Here is a 14,933-nt window from a genome sequence, read left to right on the forward strand (position 1 = left end):
AGGGCCGCCGCACCACAGGGTGCGGCGGCCCTTCGTCGGTCGCGTCAGCCGTGTCGGTCGCGTCAGTGGACGTCGCCCATCAGGGACTTGACCTTGTTGCGGTACATGTAGATCGCGACGCCGGCGACCGCCGCGAGCGCGGCCTCCAGCGCGACGATGCCCATCTTGTTGAGGTCGACGCCCGCGATGGAGAGCAGACCGGTCGTGGCGTCGCCCGCGGTGACGGCCAGGAACCAGACGCCCATCATCTGGGAGGCGTACTTCGCGGGAGCCATCTTCGTGGTGACGGAGAGGCCGACCGGAGAGAGCGTCAGTTCACCGACGGTCTGGACGAAGTAGATGGCGACCAGCCACATCGCGGCGGCCTTGTGACCGCCCTCGGCGATCGACAGGGGAGCCAGGAAGACGAAGAACGAGGCACCGACCAGCACGAGGCCGGACGAGAACTTCACGATCGTGCTGGGTTCGTTGCCACGCTTGTTCAGCGCCAGCCAGAACCAGGCGAAGACCGGGGCCAGCGCCATGATCAGCACGGGGTTCACCGACTGGTACCAGGAGACCGGGAACTCCCAGCCGAGGACGCTGTTCTCGGCGGACGCCTCGGCGAAGATCGAGAGCGTCGAGCCGCCCTGGTCGTAGATCATCCAGAAGACGGCCGCTGCCACGAAGAACCAGATGTACGCGGACAGCTTCGACTGCTCGGTGCCGTCGAGCTCCTTGTCGCGCTTCATGCGCGCCAGCACCATGACCGGGATGACCACGCCGGCGAGGGTCAGCGGAACCAGGAGCCAGTTGAGCGTGTACGAGCCCGAGACACCGACGACCGTGTAGAAGACGGCGGCGACGCCGGCCCAGATCAGGGCCTTGCGCAGGGTCGTGGCGCGCTCCGCGGCGCTCAGCGGCGTCGGGACGACCGTGGAGCGGGGCGCGAGGTTGCGGCTGCCGATCAGGAACTGGCCGAGTCCGAGCGCCATGCCGAGCGCGGCGAGCGCGAAGCCCAGGTGCCAGTCGACGGTCTCGCCGATGGTGCCGATGACCAGCGGCGCGGCGAAGGCGCCGAGGTTGATGCCCATGTAGAAGACCGTGAAGCCACCGTCGCGGCGCGGATCGTCGGGGCCGTCGTAGAGGTGGCCGACCATCGTCGAGATGTTGGCCTTCAGCAGACCGGAGCCGATCGCGACCAGGCCGAGGCCCGCGAAGAACGTGCCCGACGAGGGCAGCGCCAGCGTCAGATGACCGAGCATGATGACCGTGCCCGCGACGGCGACGGTCTTGCGGGGGCCCCATACGCGGTCGCCGAACCAGCCTCCGGGCAGGGCGAGCAGGTACACGAGCGACACGTACACCGAGTAGACGGCGGTCGCGGTGGCCGCGTTCAGATGCAGGCCGCCCGGGGCGACGAGGTACAGCGGGAGCAGAGCCTTCATGCCGTAGTAGGAGAATCGCTCCCACATCTCGGTCATGAAGAGAGTGGCCAGTCCGCGAGGGTGGCCGAAGAAGGTCTTCTCGGAACCGGGGGTGCCCGGTGCGGCCGAGTCCTTCGTCAGGCTGGACGCCATGGTCGTTCCTTGCTGGGTCGTTCCTTTCAAGGCCGGCGATCACCAGCCCGCACACGAAAGAGACCTTCGGCGTCAGGTGCTCGCCGAAGGCCACCGTGTGTTGCTACAGGCGTCCAGTCACCATACGGCACAGGAATGCCGCATATAAAATGACATGAGACCTGAATCACAAGCGAAAGCGCAATCGCGACCCCGTACTCCAAGGTCATACACAGGATCACACCCCCAAGTCGCAGGAGTGCATCACACTTGCTGATCATCCCTCCGACGGGCGTCCGAGGCGGTCTACCATCACTCCATGACCCGTGTACTGCTCGCCGAGGACGATGCGTCCATCTCGGAGCCGCTGGCCCGCGCCCTGCGCCGGGAAGGGTACGAGGTTGAGGTACGCGAGGACGGACCCACCGCGCTCGACGCCGGCATTCAGGGCGGCGTCGATCTGGTCGTGCTCGACCTCGGGCTGCCCGGTATGGACGGACTGGAAGTGGCCCGGCGGCTCCGCGCCGAAGGCCACTCGGTGCCGATCCTCATTCTGACCGCACGCGCCGACGAGGTGGACACCGTCGTCGGCCTCGACGCGGGTGCCGACGACTACGTCACCAAGCCGTTCCGCCTCGCCGAGCTGCTCGCCCGCGTGCGGGCTCTGCTCCGGCGCGGCGCCGCCGAGCCCCAGCAGCCGCCCGCCACGCACGGTGTGCGCATCGACGTCGAGTCGCACCGCGCCTGGATGGGCGACGACGAGCTCCAGCTCACGGCCAAGGAGTTCGACCTCCTGCGGGTGCTGGTGCGGGACGCGGGCCGGGTCGTCACCCGAGACCAGCTGATGCGCGAGGTCTGGGACACCACGTGGTGGTCGTCCACCAAGACCCTGGACATGCACATCTCCTGGCTCAGGAAGAAGCTCGGCGACGACGCGGCGAACCCGCGTTACATCGCCACGGTCCGCGGGGTCGGCTTCCGTTTCGAGAAGAGCTGAGCGCTCCGCTTCGCGAGGAGCTGAGTGCTCCGCTTCGAGAAGAGCTGGGCGCTCCGCGGAGCCGAAGCTGATCTCAGGACGGCGGTGGGCGCGCCGGCCGGGGAAGCGGGGCGCCGAGGCACACTGGTCCACATCAAGCAACCCGCCCCCGCCCGGAGGGCCCCGTGCGTCGCCGTCTCATCAACTCCACCCTGGCCGTCGTGCTGGTCGTGATCGCCGTGTTCGGCGTCTCGCTCGTCATCGTCGAGACCCGCACGGTCAGCACCGGCGCCCAGGAGCGTGTGAACTCGGAGGCGGTGCGGCTGGCCAGCATCGTCGACGGCCGGATCATCGGCCATGAGCGCATCAGCGCCGAGATCCTCGCGGACCAGGTCGGGGACGATCGCTACGCGCGCATCGACCTCCCGGACCAGGCCCCGATCGAGATCGGCACCCAACCCACCGGTGACGTCATCCGGTACACCGCCAACGGCGGCGAGGGGGAGCAGGTCACCGTCGAGGAGTCGCGTTCCGCCGTCACCCGCGAGGTCGCCCGTACGCTCCTGATCATCGCGGCGGTCGCGCTGCTCGCCGTGATCGCCGCCGTACTGCTCGCGGTACGCCAGGCCAACCGGCTCGCGTCCCCGCTCACCGACCTCGCGGAGACCGCCGAGCGGCTCGGCTCCGGGGATCCGCGGCCCCGCCACAAGCGGTACGGGGTGCCGGAGCTGGACCGGGTCGCGGATGTGCTGGACGGCTCCGCCGAGCGCATCGCCCGGATGCTCACGGCCGAGCGCAGGCTGGCCGCCGACGCCTCCCACCAGCTCCGTACGCCCCTCACGGCCCTGTCCATGCGCCTGGAGGAGATCACCCTCACCGACGACCCGGACACGGTGAAGGAGGAGGCGACCATCGCGCTCGCCCAGGTGGAGCGCCTCACGGACGTGGTCGAGCGGCTCCTCACCAACTCCCGGGACCCTCGCACCGGCTCCGCCGTCACCTTCGACCTGGACGAGGTCATCCAGCAGCAGCTGGCGGAATGGCGTCCGGCCTACCGCAGCGTGGGCCGGGCCATCGTCAGCTCCGGCAAACGCCATCTGCGGGCTGTGGCCACCCCTGGCGCGGTGGCCCAGGTCCTGGCCGCCCTGATCGAGAACTCGCTCATGCATGGTGGCGGCACGGTCGCCCTGCGCACCCGCGTCATCGGCAACCAGGCGGTGATCGAGGTGACCGACGAGGGCCAGGGGGTCCCGGCCGACCTCGGGGCCCGCATCTTCGAGCGCGCCATCAGCGGCCACAATTCGACGGGCATCGGCCTCGCCGTGGCCCGCGATCTCGCGGAGGCCGACGGCGGCCGCCTCGAAATGCTCCAGGCCCAGCCCCCGATCTTCGGCCTGTTCCTGTCGCGCTCGCCGGTCAAGCGGTCGGTGGGGGAGGAGCCGGAGCACACGATCCGCTAGGGCCTGTAGGCCCTGTCCGGCGGATTGTCCGGTGGTCAGGGTCGGAAAGGTCTCGGACCCGCTCTTGGGCCATGCGGTGACGGCTCAGGGGACTCGCTGGGCGGGCCGCGGCCGCCGTCGCTCCTTCTCCAGGAACGATTCCGCGTCGGCCACGGCCTCGCGGCCCGGGAGCGTGCGGAAGACCCAGGTGCGGTAGGACCAGAAGCGGAACAGGGTCGCGATGCCGATGCCGACGAACTTGAAGATGTTGGTCTGCAGATGGCTGTCGAAGCCGAGGCCGTACGTGGCGACGTACAGAACGCCGTTCTCGATCACCAGGCCCACCGCGCTGAACAGCAGGAAGAGCGAGAGTTCCTTGGTGCGGCGGCTCTTGTCGCGGTCACGGTACGTGAAGTAGCGGAACCCGAGGTAGTTGGAGAAGATCGCGACGAGTGTGGCGATCACACTGGCCCGCACGACCTGTAGATCCGTGACGCTCCGTACAAGGTTGAACACCAGGAGGTTGACGAGCAGACCTGCCCCGCCGACCGCCCCGAACTTGGCGATCTCCCGCGTCAGCCGGTCGATCCGCTCGCGCACGGAGCCGGGAAGCGCCCCAGACGCCCCAGGTGCCCCACGTGAACCACCGTTGCCCATCGTGTCGCTCAGCCCCCGTCTCGTCGGATAACGCCAACGTCGTCGAACTTCGCCGACTCAGCCATGCTAACCAGCCGGTCGTCGGCATGTCCGGGCACGCCCATGAGATGTGGCCACGCCGTGACGACTATGCGGAGATGTGAATGACCATGCGTGCTGCAGAGGCGCCCCGGCACGGCCGTTACCCTGGGTGCGTGACGTTCCCGGTAGTCGGCATGGTCGGCGGGGGCCAGCTCGCTCGTATGACACACGAGGCAGGCATCCCGCTCGGCATCAGATTCAAGCTCCTCAGTGACACTCCCCAGGATTCCGCGGCGCAGGTCGTCAGCGATGTCGTCGTCGGCGACTATCGCGACCTCGACACGCTGCGTGACTTCGCGCGGGACTGTGACGTGATCACTTTCGACCACGAACACGTCCCCACCGAGCACCTTCGGGCCCTGGAGGCGGACGGCATCCCCGTACGCCCGGGTCCCGACGCGCTCGTGCACGCCCAGGACAAGGGCGTGATGCGCGCGAAGCTCGATGCGATCGGTGTGCCGTGTCCCCGCCACAGGATCGTGAGCGATCCGCAGGACGTGGCCGCGTTCGCCGCCGAGGGCGACGGCTTCCCTGTGATCCTCAAGACGGTCCGCGGCGGCTATGACGGCAAGGGGGTGTGGTTCGTGAGCTCCGTCGAGGAGGCCGCGGAGCCCTTCCGCGCCGGTGTGCCCGTGCTGGCCGAGGAGAAGGTCGACTTCGTGCGCGAACTCGCCGCGAACGTCGTCCGCTCGCCCCACGACCAGGCCGTCGCCTACCCCGTCGTCGAGTCGCAGCAGGTCGACGGTGTCTGCGACACGGTGATCGCACCGGCCCCGGACCTCCCCGAGGAGCGGGCGCTGCAGGCCGAGCAACTCGCCCTGCGCATAGCCAAGGAACTCGGTGTCGTCGGCCACCTCGCCGTCGAGCTCTTCGAGACCCGCGACGGCCGCATCCTCGTGAACGAACTGGCCATGCGCCCGCACAACTCCGGCCACTGGTCCCAGGACGGCGCGATCACCTCGCAGTTCGCCAACCATGTGCGCGCGGTCCTGGACCTCCCCCTCGGCGACCCGCGCCCGCGCGCCGGGTGGACGGTCATGGTGAACGTCCTCGGCGGCGACTTCCCCGACATGTACTCCGCGTACCTGCACTGCATGGCCCGCGACCCGCAGCTCAAGATCCACATGTACGGCAAGGACGTGAAGCCCGGCCGTAAGGTCGGCCACGTCAACACCTACGGCGACGACCTGGCCGACGTGCTCGACCGCGCCCGTCACGCAGCCGCATACCTGAGAGGGACGATCACCGAATGAGCACCTCGGCAGAGCCGTCACAGTCTCCCGCTGTCGGCATCGTCATGGGGTCGGACTCCGACTGGCCCGTCATGGAGGCCGCGGCCGAGGTCCTCGACGAGTTCGAGATCTCCTACGAGGTCGATGTCGTCTCCGCGCACCGGATGCCGCGCGAGATGATCGCGTACGGCGAGGAGGCGGCCGAGCGCGGCCTCAAGGTGATCATCGCGGGTGCGGGCGGTGCCGCCCATCTGCCGGGCATGCTCGCCTCCGTCACCCCGCTCCCCGTGATCGGCGTGCCGGTGCCGCTGAAGTACCTGGACGGCATGGACTCGCTGCTGTCGATCGTCCAGATGCCCGCGGGGGTGCCGGTCGCCACGGTCTCCGTGGCCGGCGCGCGGAACGCGGGACTGCTCGCGGCCCGCATCCTCGCCTCCCACGACGAGGAACTCCTCGGCCGGATGCGGGAGTTCCAGCAGGAGCTGAACGAGCAGGCGACGGAGAAGGGCAAGCGGCTGCGCGCGAAGGTCGAGGGCGCGGCGGGTGGCTTCGGCTTCGGCTCGGGGAAGTAGAGAACCCGGAGCGGTAGGCGGACCAGGAGCGGTCGGGAAACGACGAGAACCAGGGGGAACCAGGGGAAATGGCACCGATGACATCGTTGGACGAGGCCCGGGAACTGCTGCGGGAGTTCCCGGTCGTCGACGGGCACAACGACCTCCCCTGGGCGCTGCGCCAGCAGGTCCGCTACGACCTCGACGCGCGCGACATCGCCGGCCACCAGAACGCACACCTGCACACGGACCTGCCGCGGCTGCGCGAGGGCGGGGTCGGTGCGCAGTTCTGGTCGGTGTACGTCCGCTCGGACCTGGCGGGCGACGCCGCGGTCAGCGCGACGCTCGAACAGATCGACTGCGTACGGCAGTTGCTCGCGCGCTATCCATCCGACCTGCGGGCCGCGCTGACGGCCGGCGACATGGAGGCGGCACGGGGCGAAGGCCGTATCGCGTCGCTGATGGGTGCGGAGGGCGGCCACTCGATCGCCGACTCCCTGGCGACGCTGAGGGCGCTGTACGCGCTGGGCGTGCGCTACATGACCCTGACGCACAACGACAACATCGCCTGGGCGGACTCCGCGACGGACGAGCCGGGCGTGGGCGGCCTGTCGGCCTTCGGCCGCGAGGTGGTGCGGGAGATGAACCGCGAGGGCATGCTCGTGGACCTCTCGCACGTCGCGGCGACGACGATGCGGGACGCGCTGGACACGTCCGTCGCGCCCGTGATCTTCTCCCACTCCTCCGCGCGCGCGGTGTGCGACCACCCGCGCAACATCCCGGACGACGTCCTGGAGCGCCTGCCGGGCAACGGGGGCGTGGCGATGGTGACGTTCGTGCCGAAGTTCGTGCTGCAGGCGGCCGTCGACTGGACGGCCGCGGCGGACGAGAACATGCGCGAGCACGGCTTCCACCCCCTGGACACCACGTCGGAGGCTATGAAGGTCCACCGCGCCTTCGAGGAGTCGCACCCGCGCCCCGTCGCCACGGTGGCGACGGTCGCCGACCACCTGGACCACATGCGCGAGGTGGCCGGAATCGACCACATCGGCATCGGCGGCGACTACGACGGTACGGCCTTCACCCCGGACGGCCTGAACGACGTCTCGGGCTACCCGAACCTCATCGCCGAGCTCCTGGACCGCGGCTGGTCGACGTCCGACCTCGCCAAGCTGACCTGGCGGAACGCGGTACGGGTCCTCGGGGCCGCGGAGGACGTGGCACGCGACGAGCGGTCGCGCAGGGGCCCGTCGAACGCGACCCTGGAGCAACTGGACGGTTAGCGGCGGCCGGCGGCGACTGGTCACGGCCGGCGACGGCCGTCACGTGGCGGGGTGCCCCAGCAGCATGGTCGGGGTGCCCTGCACCCGGGTCAGGAACACCGTCGCCGCGTTCGGTCCCTGCGGCTTCACCTTGCGGCGCAGTTCCTCCGGCTCGACCGCCGAGCCGCGTTTCTTGACGGTCAGGATGCCGACCTCACGCTCTCGAAGCAGCGCCTTCAACTTCTTGACGCTGAAGTGCAGTTGGTCGGTGATCTCGTATGCGGTGGCGTACGGGGTGGGACGCAGGTCGTCTGCGGTGACGTACGCGATCGTCGCGTCGAGCAGCCCTCCGCCGACCTCCTCGGCGACCTCCGCGACCAGATGGGCGCGGATCACGGCGCCGTCCGGCTCGTACAGGTAGCGCCCCGGCGGCCGCACTTGAGGGTCGGGCAGTCCGCGGCCGGTGAGGCTGCGCGGGCCGGGCAGCAGCGTGGCGCGCACCAGGCCGGGCTCGGTACCGAACCACAGCACGGCCTCCTTCACATCGCCGGAATCCGACACCCATTCGGCCTCGGCCTCGCCCGGGATCGCCTCATGGGGGATGCCGGGCGCGATCTTCAGAGCGGCGTGGGGCGCCTCGAGAGCGGCGGCGACGGCCCAGGACAGGGGCGGCGAGTAGGCCTCCGGGTCGAAGATCCGGCCCCGCCCGCCGCGCCTGCCCGGGTCCACGAAGACGGCCTCGTACGAGGCCGTGTCGATTTCCGTGACATCCGCCTCGCGCACCTCGATCAGGTCGGCGAGCCCGAGCACCTCGGCGTTCGCACGCGCCACCGCACACGTCAGCGGGTCGCGGTCGACGGCGAGGACACGCACCCCCGCGCGGGCGAGCGCGATGGCGTCCCCGCCGATGCCACAGCAGAGATCGGCGACGGAGCGCACGCCGAGCCCGGCGAAACGCTCCGCCCGGTACGCCGCGACCGTCGCCCGGGTCGCCTGCTCGACCCCGTTCGCCGTGAAGAACATCCGGCCCGCATCCGCGCTCCCGAACTTCCCAGCCGCGCGCTGCCGCAACCGCGCCTGCCCCATCGCCGCGGACACGAGCTCAGCGGGGTGCTCACGCCGCAGCCGGGTGGCCACGGCCAGCTCCTGAGCCGCTTCGACCTCCCGCACCTCGTCGAGCAGAAACCGTCCACGGTCGGTGAGCAGAGCGGCGAAGGAGGCCAGCGGGTCGTGATCGTTCACCGCCCCATTGTGGGCCAGCCGGTGGACGATGCGCGCCCGGCGGCGGCGCCGGCTGCCGTTTCCGCCCGTTCCGCCGTTTCGCGGCCGTGAGTACGGGAAGGGCACGGGGCACGGCATGATCCGCCGCTTCATACAGCCGTCCACGGACAAGGGGGACGCGGTGGCGCGACTGGAGGCCCACCTGTGAGGTCACGGTGGTGTGCGCCGGCCGTCGGCCTGCTCGCGTCCGCGCTGCTCGCCTCGGGCGCGGGCTGCGCCGGGCCCGTCGACCCGGTCGAGCGGCCGGGCACGACGGAGGCGCACAAGGGACACGGGCACGCCCCGAGCGCCGCGACGTACCGCCGCTGGGGTCTGCCGTCCCCGCTCGCCCCGGCACCGAAGCCGCCCGAGCGGCCCGCCGTACGCACCGGCGCGAGGCCGGGCCTGCCACCCGTCGTCGACCGCATCCCCACCCGCGACAAGGTCGTCTTCCTGACCTTCGACGACGGGGCCGAGAAGGATCCGCGGTTCGTCGACATGGTCCGTGAACTGCGGCTGCCGGTCAGCATGTTCCTGACGGACAGCATCGTCGGACCGGGGTACGCGCACTTCGGACGGCTGCGGGCGGTCGGGGCGACCGTCCAGAACCACACCCTCGACCACCCCCACCTGCCCGGCCTCCCGTACGCGGGCCAGCGCGCCGAGATCTGCGGCCAGCAGGAGAAGCTGAAGCAGCGCTTCGGTATCCGTCCCCGGCTCTTCCGGCCGCCGTACGGCGCCTACGACGACGACACCCTGCGCGCCGCCGCCGACTGCGGAGTCGCGGCCGTCGTCCTGTGGCGTGCGTCCATGGACATCAGCGACCTGCGATATTTCGAGGGGAACCACCTGCGCCCCGGCGACATCGTCCTCGCCCACTTCCGGCGGCCGTCGGAACTGAACGGGGCTTCCCTCACGGAGATGACGACCCGGCTTCTGCGACGCATCCAGGAGCAGGGGTTCACGGTGGCGCGGCTGGAGGACTACCTCTAGGGCTCACCCACCCACGCGGCCAGTCGACATCGGTCTTGGGGCGGAGTCCCCGGGAGACGGCGACAGCGACTCCGGGTGCCCGAAAACAGGCGCCGCGCCGGAGGCAATTGGCACTCCGCTTGACCGAGTGCTAATCGCGGTCATAGTCTCTGGTCTGGCACTCCCCACTGGAGAGTGCCAACAAGCGACGGGCAGGTCCGGCACCCGCGACGACGGATCGACCTGGTCGCCACCTCAGACAGTTAACCCCGTGAGATCTCCGAAGGGGGAGGTCGGATCGTGACGACCGCCAGCTCCAAGGTTGCCATCAAGCCGCTCGAGGACCGCATTGTGGTCCAGCCGCTGGACGCCGAGCAGACCACGGCCTCTGGCCTGGTCATCCCGGACACCGCGAAGGAGAAGCCCCAGGAGGGCGTCGTCCTTGCCGTGGGCCCGGGCCGGTTCGAGAACGGCGAGCGCCTGCCGCTCGACGTGAAGACCGGCGATGTCGTGCTGTACAGCAAGTACGGCGGCACCGAGGTGAAGTACAGCGGCGAGGAGTACCTCGTCCTCTCGGCTCGCGACGTGCTCGCGATTGTCGAGAAGTAATTCACCGAAGCAGATTGCTTTTGCTTTGAGCTGCGCCCCTGGCCCCCGCGACCTTATGAAGCCGGGCGCCCGGGGCGCTGTTCGTGTTCCCGCGATGGCGGTCGTTTCAGGAAGCGGCCGAGGATCGCAACGAGAGGACTGAAACGCTCCTATGGCGAAGATCCTGAAGTTCGACGAGGACGCCCGTCGCGCCCTCGAGCGCGGCGTCAACAAGCTTGCCGACACGGTCAAGGTGACGATCGGCCCCAAGGGCCGCAACGTCGTCATCGACAAGAAGTTCGGCGCTCCCACCATCACCAACGACGGTGTCACCATCGCCCGCGAGGTCGAGGTCGACGACCCGTACGAGAACCTCGGTGTCCAGCTGGTGAAGGAGGTGGCGACCAAGACCAACGACATCGCGGGTGACGGTACGACCACCGCCACCGTGCTCGCCCAGGCGCTCGTGCGCGAGGGTCTGAGGAACGTGGCCGCGGGTGCCTCCCCGGCGCTGCTGAAGAAGGGCATCGACGCGGCCGTCGCCGCGATCTCCGAGGACCTTCTCGCCACCGCGCGCCCGATCGACGAGAAGTCCGACATCGCCGCCGTCGCCGGTCTGTCCGCCCAGGACCCGCAGGTCGGCGAGCTCATCGCCGAGGCGATGGACAAGGTCGGCAAGGACGGTGTCATCACCGTCGAGGAGTCCAACACCTTCGGTCTGGAGCTGGACTTCACCGAGGGCATGGCCTTCGACAAGGGCTACCTGTCGCCGTACTTCGTGACGGACCAGGAGCGCATGGAGGCCGTCCTCGAGGACCCGTACATCCTCATCCACCAGGGCAAGATCTCCTCCATCCAGGACATGCTGCCGCTGCTGGAGAAGGTCATCCAGGCGGGTGCCTCCAAGCCGCTGCTGATCATCGCCGAGGACGTCGAGGGCGAGGCCCTGTCCACCCTCGTCGTCAACAAGATCCGCGGCACCTTCAACGCGGTGGCCGTCAAGGCCCCCGGTTTCGGTGACCGCCGCAAGGCCATGCTCGGCGACATCGCCACCCTCACCGGTGCCACCGTCATCGCCGAGGAGGTCGGCCTCAAGCTCGACCAGGCCGGCCTGGACGTGCTGGGCACCGCCCGCCGTGTGACCGTCACCAAGGACGACACGACGATCGTCGACGGCGGTGGCAACAGCACCGACGTCGCCGGCCGCGTCGCCCAGATCAAGGCCGAGATCGAGACCACCGACTCCGACTGGGACCGCGAGAAGCTCCAGGAGCGCCTCGCGAAGCTGGCCGGCGGCGTGTGCGTGATCCGTGTCGGCGCCGCCACCGAGGTGGAGCTGAAGGAGAAGAAGCACCGTCTGGAGGACGCCATCTCCGCGACCCGCGCCGCGGTCGAGGAGGGCATCGTCTCCGGTGGTGGCTCGGCTCTCGTCCACGCGGCGAAGGTCCTGGAGGGCTCCCTCGGCAAGGAGGGCGACGAGGCCACCGGTGTCGCCGTCGTCCGCCGCGCCGTCGTCGAGCCGCTGCGCTGGATCGCCGAGAACGCGGGCCTCGAGGGCTACGTCATCACCTCGAAGGTCGCCGAGCTCGACAAGGGCCAGGGATTCAACGCCGCGACCGGCGAGTACGGCGACCTGGTGAAGCAGGGCGTCATCGACCCGGTCAAGGTCACCCGCTCCGCCCTGGAGAACGCCGCCTCCATCGCCTCCCTGCTCCTCACGACCGAGACCCTGGTCGTCGAGAAGCCGGCGGAGGAGGAGCCGGAGGCCGGGGGCCACAGCCACGGGCACGCCCACTGAGCCGCTGAGCTGAACTGAGCCGAAGGTCCGGTGCCCTGCTGGGGCACCGGACCTTCGCGTTGTACGCGGCTCAGCCGCGGATCGGTGACTAGACCTCGTACTGGTCGAGCACACCGAGCTGGGTCATCAGCCCCAGCCGGTCGTACTGCCACCAGCCCTCGGTGATCTTGCCGTCCTCCTGGCACCGGAAGATGGTCACTCCGGTCATGGTGACCTGCTTGCCGGTCGCCGGAATCCCGAGGAAGTCGCCCTTGTGGGTGCCGTTCCAGGTCCAGCGCGTACAGACCTGGTCGCCCTGGGCTATCTGGTCCTCGACGGTGAACGCGAAGTCGAACGCCCCGCGCCACATCTCCATCTCGCGCCGGATCGCGTCCAGGCCGAGGACGTCCTGCTCGTTGGCGGGATCGTGGTCGTGGTAGTTCTCCGCCATCAGGTCGTTGAGCGGAGGCAGTTGCCCCTTGGTGGCTATCACCTCGAAGAGCCTGCGGACGTTGGCCGCGTAGAGCTGCTCGTCCCGCACCACGTCCAGGTCCGTGAAGGTCGGCATCTCGTCGCAGAGTGCCACCATCTCCCGGAAGACCTCGTCCGTCTCGGGGAGATTCGAGTTCCGCATCGCGTCCTCGTACGACGGGAACTCGACGATCTCGATGATGTGCGCCGAGTCGGACCGGTCCTTGCCGATCAGGCTGTGCGTCGCCGTCCGCTTACCCTTGGTCCGTTCGACCCACGTGTCCATGAGCCGATTCATCTCGTCGAACCGACTGGTCTTGCAGTCGATCAGTTGCACGAATGTCATGACGACGCCTCCGGTCATCCGGGATTCGGTCGAATGCCCCCATTTTAGTGAAAATCGCTCTGATCTGCCCGAGTTGAACAAGTAGTTGAATGAGCGACTCCTACGGAGACACGCTCCAGCGGCCTGTACTGCGCCCTGAACGGCGACCCGGCTCTACGGCGACCCTGCTCTACTGCGGCCCGTATTTCCGGCCGGTCTTCGAGCTGATTCCCCCGAGCAGGGCCCGCGGGGTCACCTTCACGATGCCCATGAGGGCCTTGTACCGCGGGTCCGGAATGGAGAGCGACTTACCGCGGGCCAGATCCGCGAGGGCCGCCGTGACCAGTTTGTCGGCGTCGAGCCACATCCACTTGGGGATGTTGTCCGTGCCCATCCCGGCCCGCTGGTGGAACTCGGTACGCACGAAGCCGGGGCACAGGGCCATCAGGCGGACCCCGGACCCGGCCAGGTCCTTCGCCGCGCCCTGCGTGAACTGCACGACCCACGCCTTCGACGCGCCGTACGTACCACGCGGCACGAATGCGGCGACCGACGCGACATTGACGACACCCCCGCGGCCGCGGGCCCGCATGGACTCCGTCGCCGCCGAGGTCAGCCGGAGCACCGCCTCGCAGTGCACCTTGAGCATCTTCAGCTCGTCCGCCATCGGTACGTCCAGATAGCGGCCCTTGTTGCCGAAGCCGGCGTTGTTGATCAGCAGGTCGACCGGGTTCTTGCGGTCCGAGAGGCGGGTGGTCACCGCCTCGATGCCGTCGTCCTCCGCCAGGTCCGCCGTCAGCACCTTCGCCTCGATGCCGTGCCGGTCGTGCAGTTCGGTCGCCTGTTCGACGAGCCGCTTGGTGTCACGCGCCACCAGGACGAGGTTGTGGCCGTCGGAGGCCAGGCGCCGTGCGAAGGCGGCGCCGATGCCCGCCGTCGATCCAGTAATCAGAGCCGTTGTCATGGGCCAAGGTTATTGACTGGCCCTCCAGGCGAGAGCACCGGATTCCCTGCCTCCACCCCTGACGGAACCGACCGTTCCGTCGGGTTGAACCGACGGCTCCGTCAGGCCGAACCGACGGTTCCATCGCAGGTGGGCCCGCAGCCCGTCAGCTCTGCCGCGCCACGTACGCCCGCGCCTTCTCCATCGCCTCCGGATGCAGCGCGTCACCCGCCGCGAACAGTCGTGGCAGCAGCTCCCGCTCCGTCGTGACCGCACGGAACTGCAGAGCGACGGTCACCTCGTGGTCCGGCCGGTGCACGATCCGGATCGGGTCCCCGGCCCGTATCTCCCCGGGCGTGATCACCCGCAGATACGCGCCGGGCGCCCCCTTGTGCGTGAACCGCTTGACCCACCCCTTCTCCCCGAGGTGGCCCTGGAAGGTGCGGCAGGGAATCCGCCCACTGGTGACCTCGAGCACGACCTCGGAACCGATCCGCCAGCGCTCCCCGATCTTCGCTCCGGACACGTCGAGCCCCTCCGTCGTGAGGTTCTCGCCGAACGCGCCACCGGCCAGTGGCCGCCCCAACTCGCGTTCCCAGTCGTCGAGATCCTCGCGCGCGAAGGCGTACACGGCCTGGTCGTTCCCGCCGTGATGCCGCGTCTCGCACACCGCGTCCCCGGCCACACCGCTGGCACCGACCCCCTTGGGGCCGGGCGCCGCCACGCGCACCGGCCCGTCCACCGGTCGCTTGTCCATCCCCGTTACGCCGTCCGGGTGATCCGTGTACTCGGCGAACGTGGGCCGCCCCAGATTCAGTGACAGAAGCTTCATGTCGGCACGCTAGAGGACTCGGGGTCAAA

Annotated in this window: 14 protein-coding genes; 8 read left to right on the forward strand and 6 right to left on the reverse strand. The window is 69.3% G+C overall.

All coding sequences use genetic code 11. The features are described from left to right. Window positions 1-62: 62 nt before the first annotated feature. Window positions 63-1,559 carry an oligopeptide:H+ symporter gene (locus FGD71_RS29285; protein ID WP_119103555.1) on the reverse strand — a complete coding sequence of 499 codons (1,497 nt, stop codon included), beginning with the start codon at window positions 1,557-1,559 and terminating at the stop codon, window positions 63-65. A gap of 298 nt (window positions 1,560-1,857) precedes the next feature. Between FGD71_RS29285 and FGD71_RS29290 the strand changes: the two genes are divergently transcribed. Both FGD71_RS29290 and FGD71_RS29295 read left to right on the forward strand, forming a co-directional pair. After that, window positions 1,858-2,535: a response regulator transcription factor gene (locus FGD71_RS29290; RefSeq protein WP_119103556.1), complete on the forward strand. Its 678-nt coding sequence runs from the start codon at window positions 1,858-1,860 to the stop codon at window positions 2,533-2,535. Between the two features lie 164 nt (window positions 2,536-2,699). Further along, window positions 2,700-3,974, forward strand: coding sequence for an ATP-binding protein (locus FGD71_RS29295; protein ID WP_119103557.1), 1,275 nt, complete (start codon window positions 2,700-2,702; stop codon window positions 3,972-3,974). Between the two features lie 84 nt (window positions 3,975-4,058). Here FGD71_RS29295 and FGD71_RS29300 read toward each other — a convergent pair whose 3' ends face one another. Next, window positions 4,059-4,610, reverse strand: coding sequence for a GtrA family protein (locus tag FGD71_RS29300; protein WP_119103558.1), 552 nt, complete (start codon window positions 4,608-4,610; stop codon window positions 4,059-4,061). 194 nt (window positions 4,611-4,804) lie between these two features. Here FGD71_RS29300 and FGD71_RS29305 point away from each other — a divergent pair, with 194 nt between their 5' ends. The 3 genes from FGD71_RS29305 to FGD71_RS29315 all read left to right on the forward strand — a co-directional run bounded on the left by FGD71_RS29305 (window position 4,805) and on the right by FGD71_RS29315 (window position 7,757). Beyond that, a complete protein-coding gene (locus tag FGD71_RS29305; RefSeq protein ID WP_119103559.1) occupies window positions 4,805-5,944 on the forward strand; it encodes a 5-(carboxyamino)imidazole ribonucleotide synthase in 1,140 nt (379 codons plus the stop codon). Beyond that, window positions 5,941-6,495: a 5-(carboxyamino)imidazole ribonucleotide mutase gene (purE, locus tag FGD71_RS29310; RefSeq protein ID WP_119103560.1), complete on the forward strand. Its 555-nt coding sequence runs from the start codon at window positions 5,941-5,943 to the stop codon at window positions 6,493-6,495. The genes FGD71_RS29305 and purE overlap by 4 nt, the downstream gene beginning before the upstream one ends. Window positions 6,496-6,572: 77 nt before the next feature. Continuing rightward, on the forward strand, window positions 6,573-7,757 hold the full coding sequence (locus FGD71_RS29315) for a dipeptidase (protein ID WP_181359303.1): 1,185 nt from the start codon (window positions 6,573-6,575) through the stop codon (window positions 7,755-7,757). A gap of 39 nt (window positions 7,758-7,796) precedes the next feature. On the opposite strand, the gene FGD71_RS29320 is transcribed toward FGD71_RS29315, so the two are convergent. After that, the gene (locus FGD71_RS29320) at window positions 7,797-8,978 is read right to left on the reverse strand and encodes a class I SAM-dependent methyltransferase (RefSeq protein ID WP_240436829.1); all 1,182 of its coding nucleotides are present in this window, start codon (window positions 8,976-8,978) and stop codon (window positions 7,797-7,799) included. Window positions 8,979-9,161: 183 nt separating this feature from the next. On the opposite strand from FGD71_RS29320, the gene FGD71_RS29325 reads away from it, so the two are divergent. The 3 genes from FGD71_RS29325 to groL all read left to right on the forward strand — a co-directional run bounded on the left by FGD71_RS29325 (window position 9,162) and on the right by groL (window position 12,354). Continuing rightward, window positions 9,162-9,989 carry a polysaccharide deacetylase family protein gene (locus FGD71_RS29325; RefSeq protein WP_181359304.1) on the forward strand — a complete coding sequence of 276 codons (828 nt, stop codon included), beginning with the start codon at window positions 9,162-9,164 and terminating at the stop codon, window positions 9,987-9,989. Between the two features lie 279 nt (window positions 9,990-10,268). After that, complete coding sequence (gene groES, locus FGD71_RS29330) at window positions 10,269-10,577, forward strand: co-chaperone GroES (protein ID WP_119103562.1); 309 nt, start codon at window positions 10,269-10,271, stop codon at window positions 10,575-10,577. 151 nt (window positions 10,578-10,728) lie between these two features. Next, entirely contained in the window at window positions 10,729-12,354 is a 1,626-nt protein-coding gene (gene groL / locus FGD71_RS29335; protein WP_119103563.1) for a chaperonin GroEL, read from the forward strand. A gap of 88 nt (window positions 12,355-12,442) precedes the next feature. Here the strand turns inward: groL and FGD71_RS29340 are convergent, their stop codons facing one another. The 3 genes from FGD71_RS29340 to FGD71_RS29350 form a co-directional block, all read right to left on the reverse strand. Next, window positions 12,443-13,150, reverse strand: coding sequence for an ester cyclase (locus FGD71_RS29340; protein WP_119103583.1), 708 nt, complete (start codon window positions 13,148-13,150; stop codon window positions 12,443-12,445). 169 nt (window positions 13,151-13,319) lie between these two features. Then, window positions 13,320-14,093 carry an SDR family NAD(P)-dependent oxidoreductase gene (locus tag FGD71_RS29345; protein WP_119103564.1) on the reverse strand — a complete coding sequence of 258 codons (774 nt, stop codon included), beginning with the start codon at window positions 14,091-14,093 and terminating at the stop codon, window positions 13,320-13,322. 145 nt (window positions 14,094-14,238) lie between these two features. Then, a complete protein-coding gene (locus tag FGD71_RS29350; protein WP_119103565.1) occupies window positions 14,239-14,904 on the reverse strand; it encodes an MOSC domain-containing protein in 666 nt (221 codons plus the stop codon). Between the last annotated feature and the right edge of the window lie 29 nt (window positions 14,905-14,933).

This window comes from Streptomyces sporangiiformans, assembly GCF_005768555.2.
Taxonomy (GTDB): Bacteria; Actinomycetota; Actinomycetes; order Streptomycetales; family Streptomycetaceae; genus Streptomyces; species Streptomyces sporangiiformans.

Bases quoted from the DNA above. Each gene is read 5' to 3' on its own strand.
- FGD71_RS29285 (WP_119103555.1), bottom strand. From the start codon at position 1,559: ATGGCGTCCAGCCTGACGAAGGACTCGGCCGCACCGGGCACCCCCGGT.
- purE (WP_119103560.1), top strand. From the start codon at position 5,941: ATGAGCACCTCGGCAGAGCCGTCACAGTCTCCCGCTGTCGGCATCGTC.
- FGD71_RS29340 (WP_119103583.1), bottom strand. From the start codon at position 13,150: ATGACATTCGTGCAACTGATCGACTGCAAGACCAGTCGGTTCGACGAG.
- FGD71_RS29290 (WP_119103556.1), top strand. From the start codon at position 1,858: ATGACCCGTGTACTGCTCGCCGAGGACGATGCGTCCATCTCGGAGCCG.
- groL (WP_119103563.1), top strand. From the start codon at position 10,729: ATGGCGAAGATCCTGAAGTTCGACGAGGACGCCCGTCGCGCCCTCGAG.
- FGD71_RS29300 (WP_119103558.1), bottom strand. From the start codon at position 4,610: ATGGGCAACGGTGGTTCACGTGGGGCACCTGGGGCGTCTGGGGCGCTT.
- FGD71_RS29315 (WP_181359303.1), top strand. From the start codon at position 6,573: ATGACATCGTTGGACGAGGCCCGGGAACTGCTGCGGGAGTTCCCGGTC.
- FGD71_RS29345 (WP_119103564.1), bottom strand. From the start codon at position 14,093: ATGACAACGGCTCTGATTACTGGATCGACGGCGGGCATCGGCGCCGCC.
- FGD71_RS29350 (WP_119103565.1), bottom strand. From the start codon at position 14,904: ATGAAGCTTCTGTCACTGAATCTGGGGCGGCCCACGTTCGCCGAGTAC.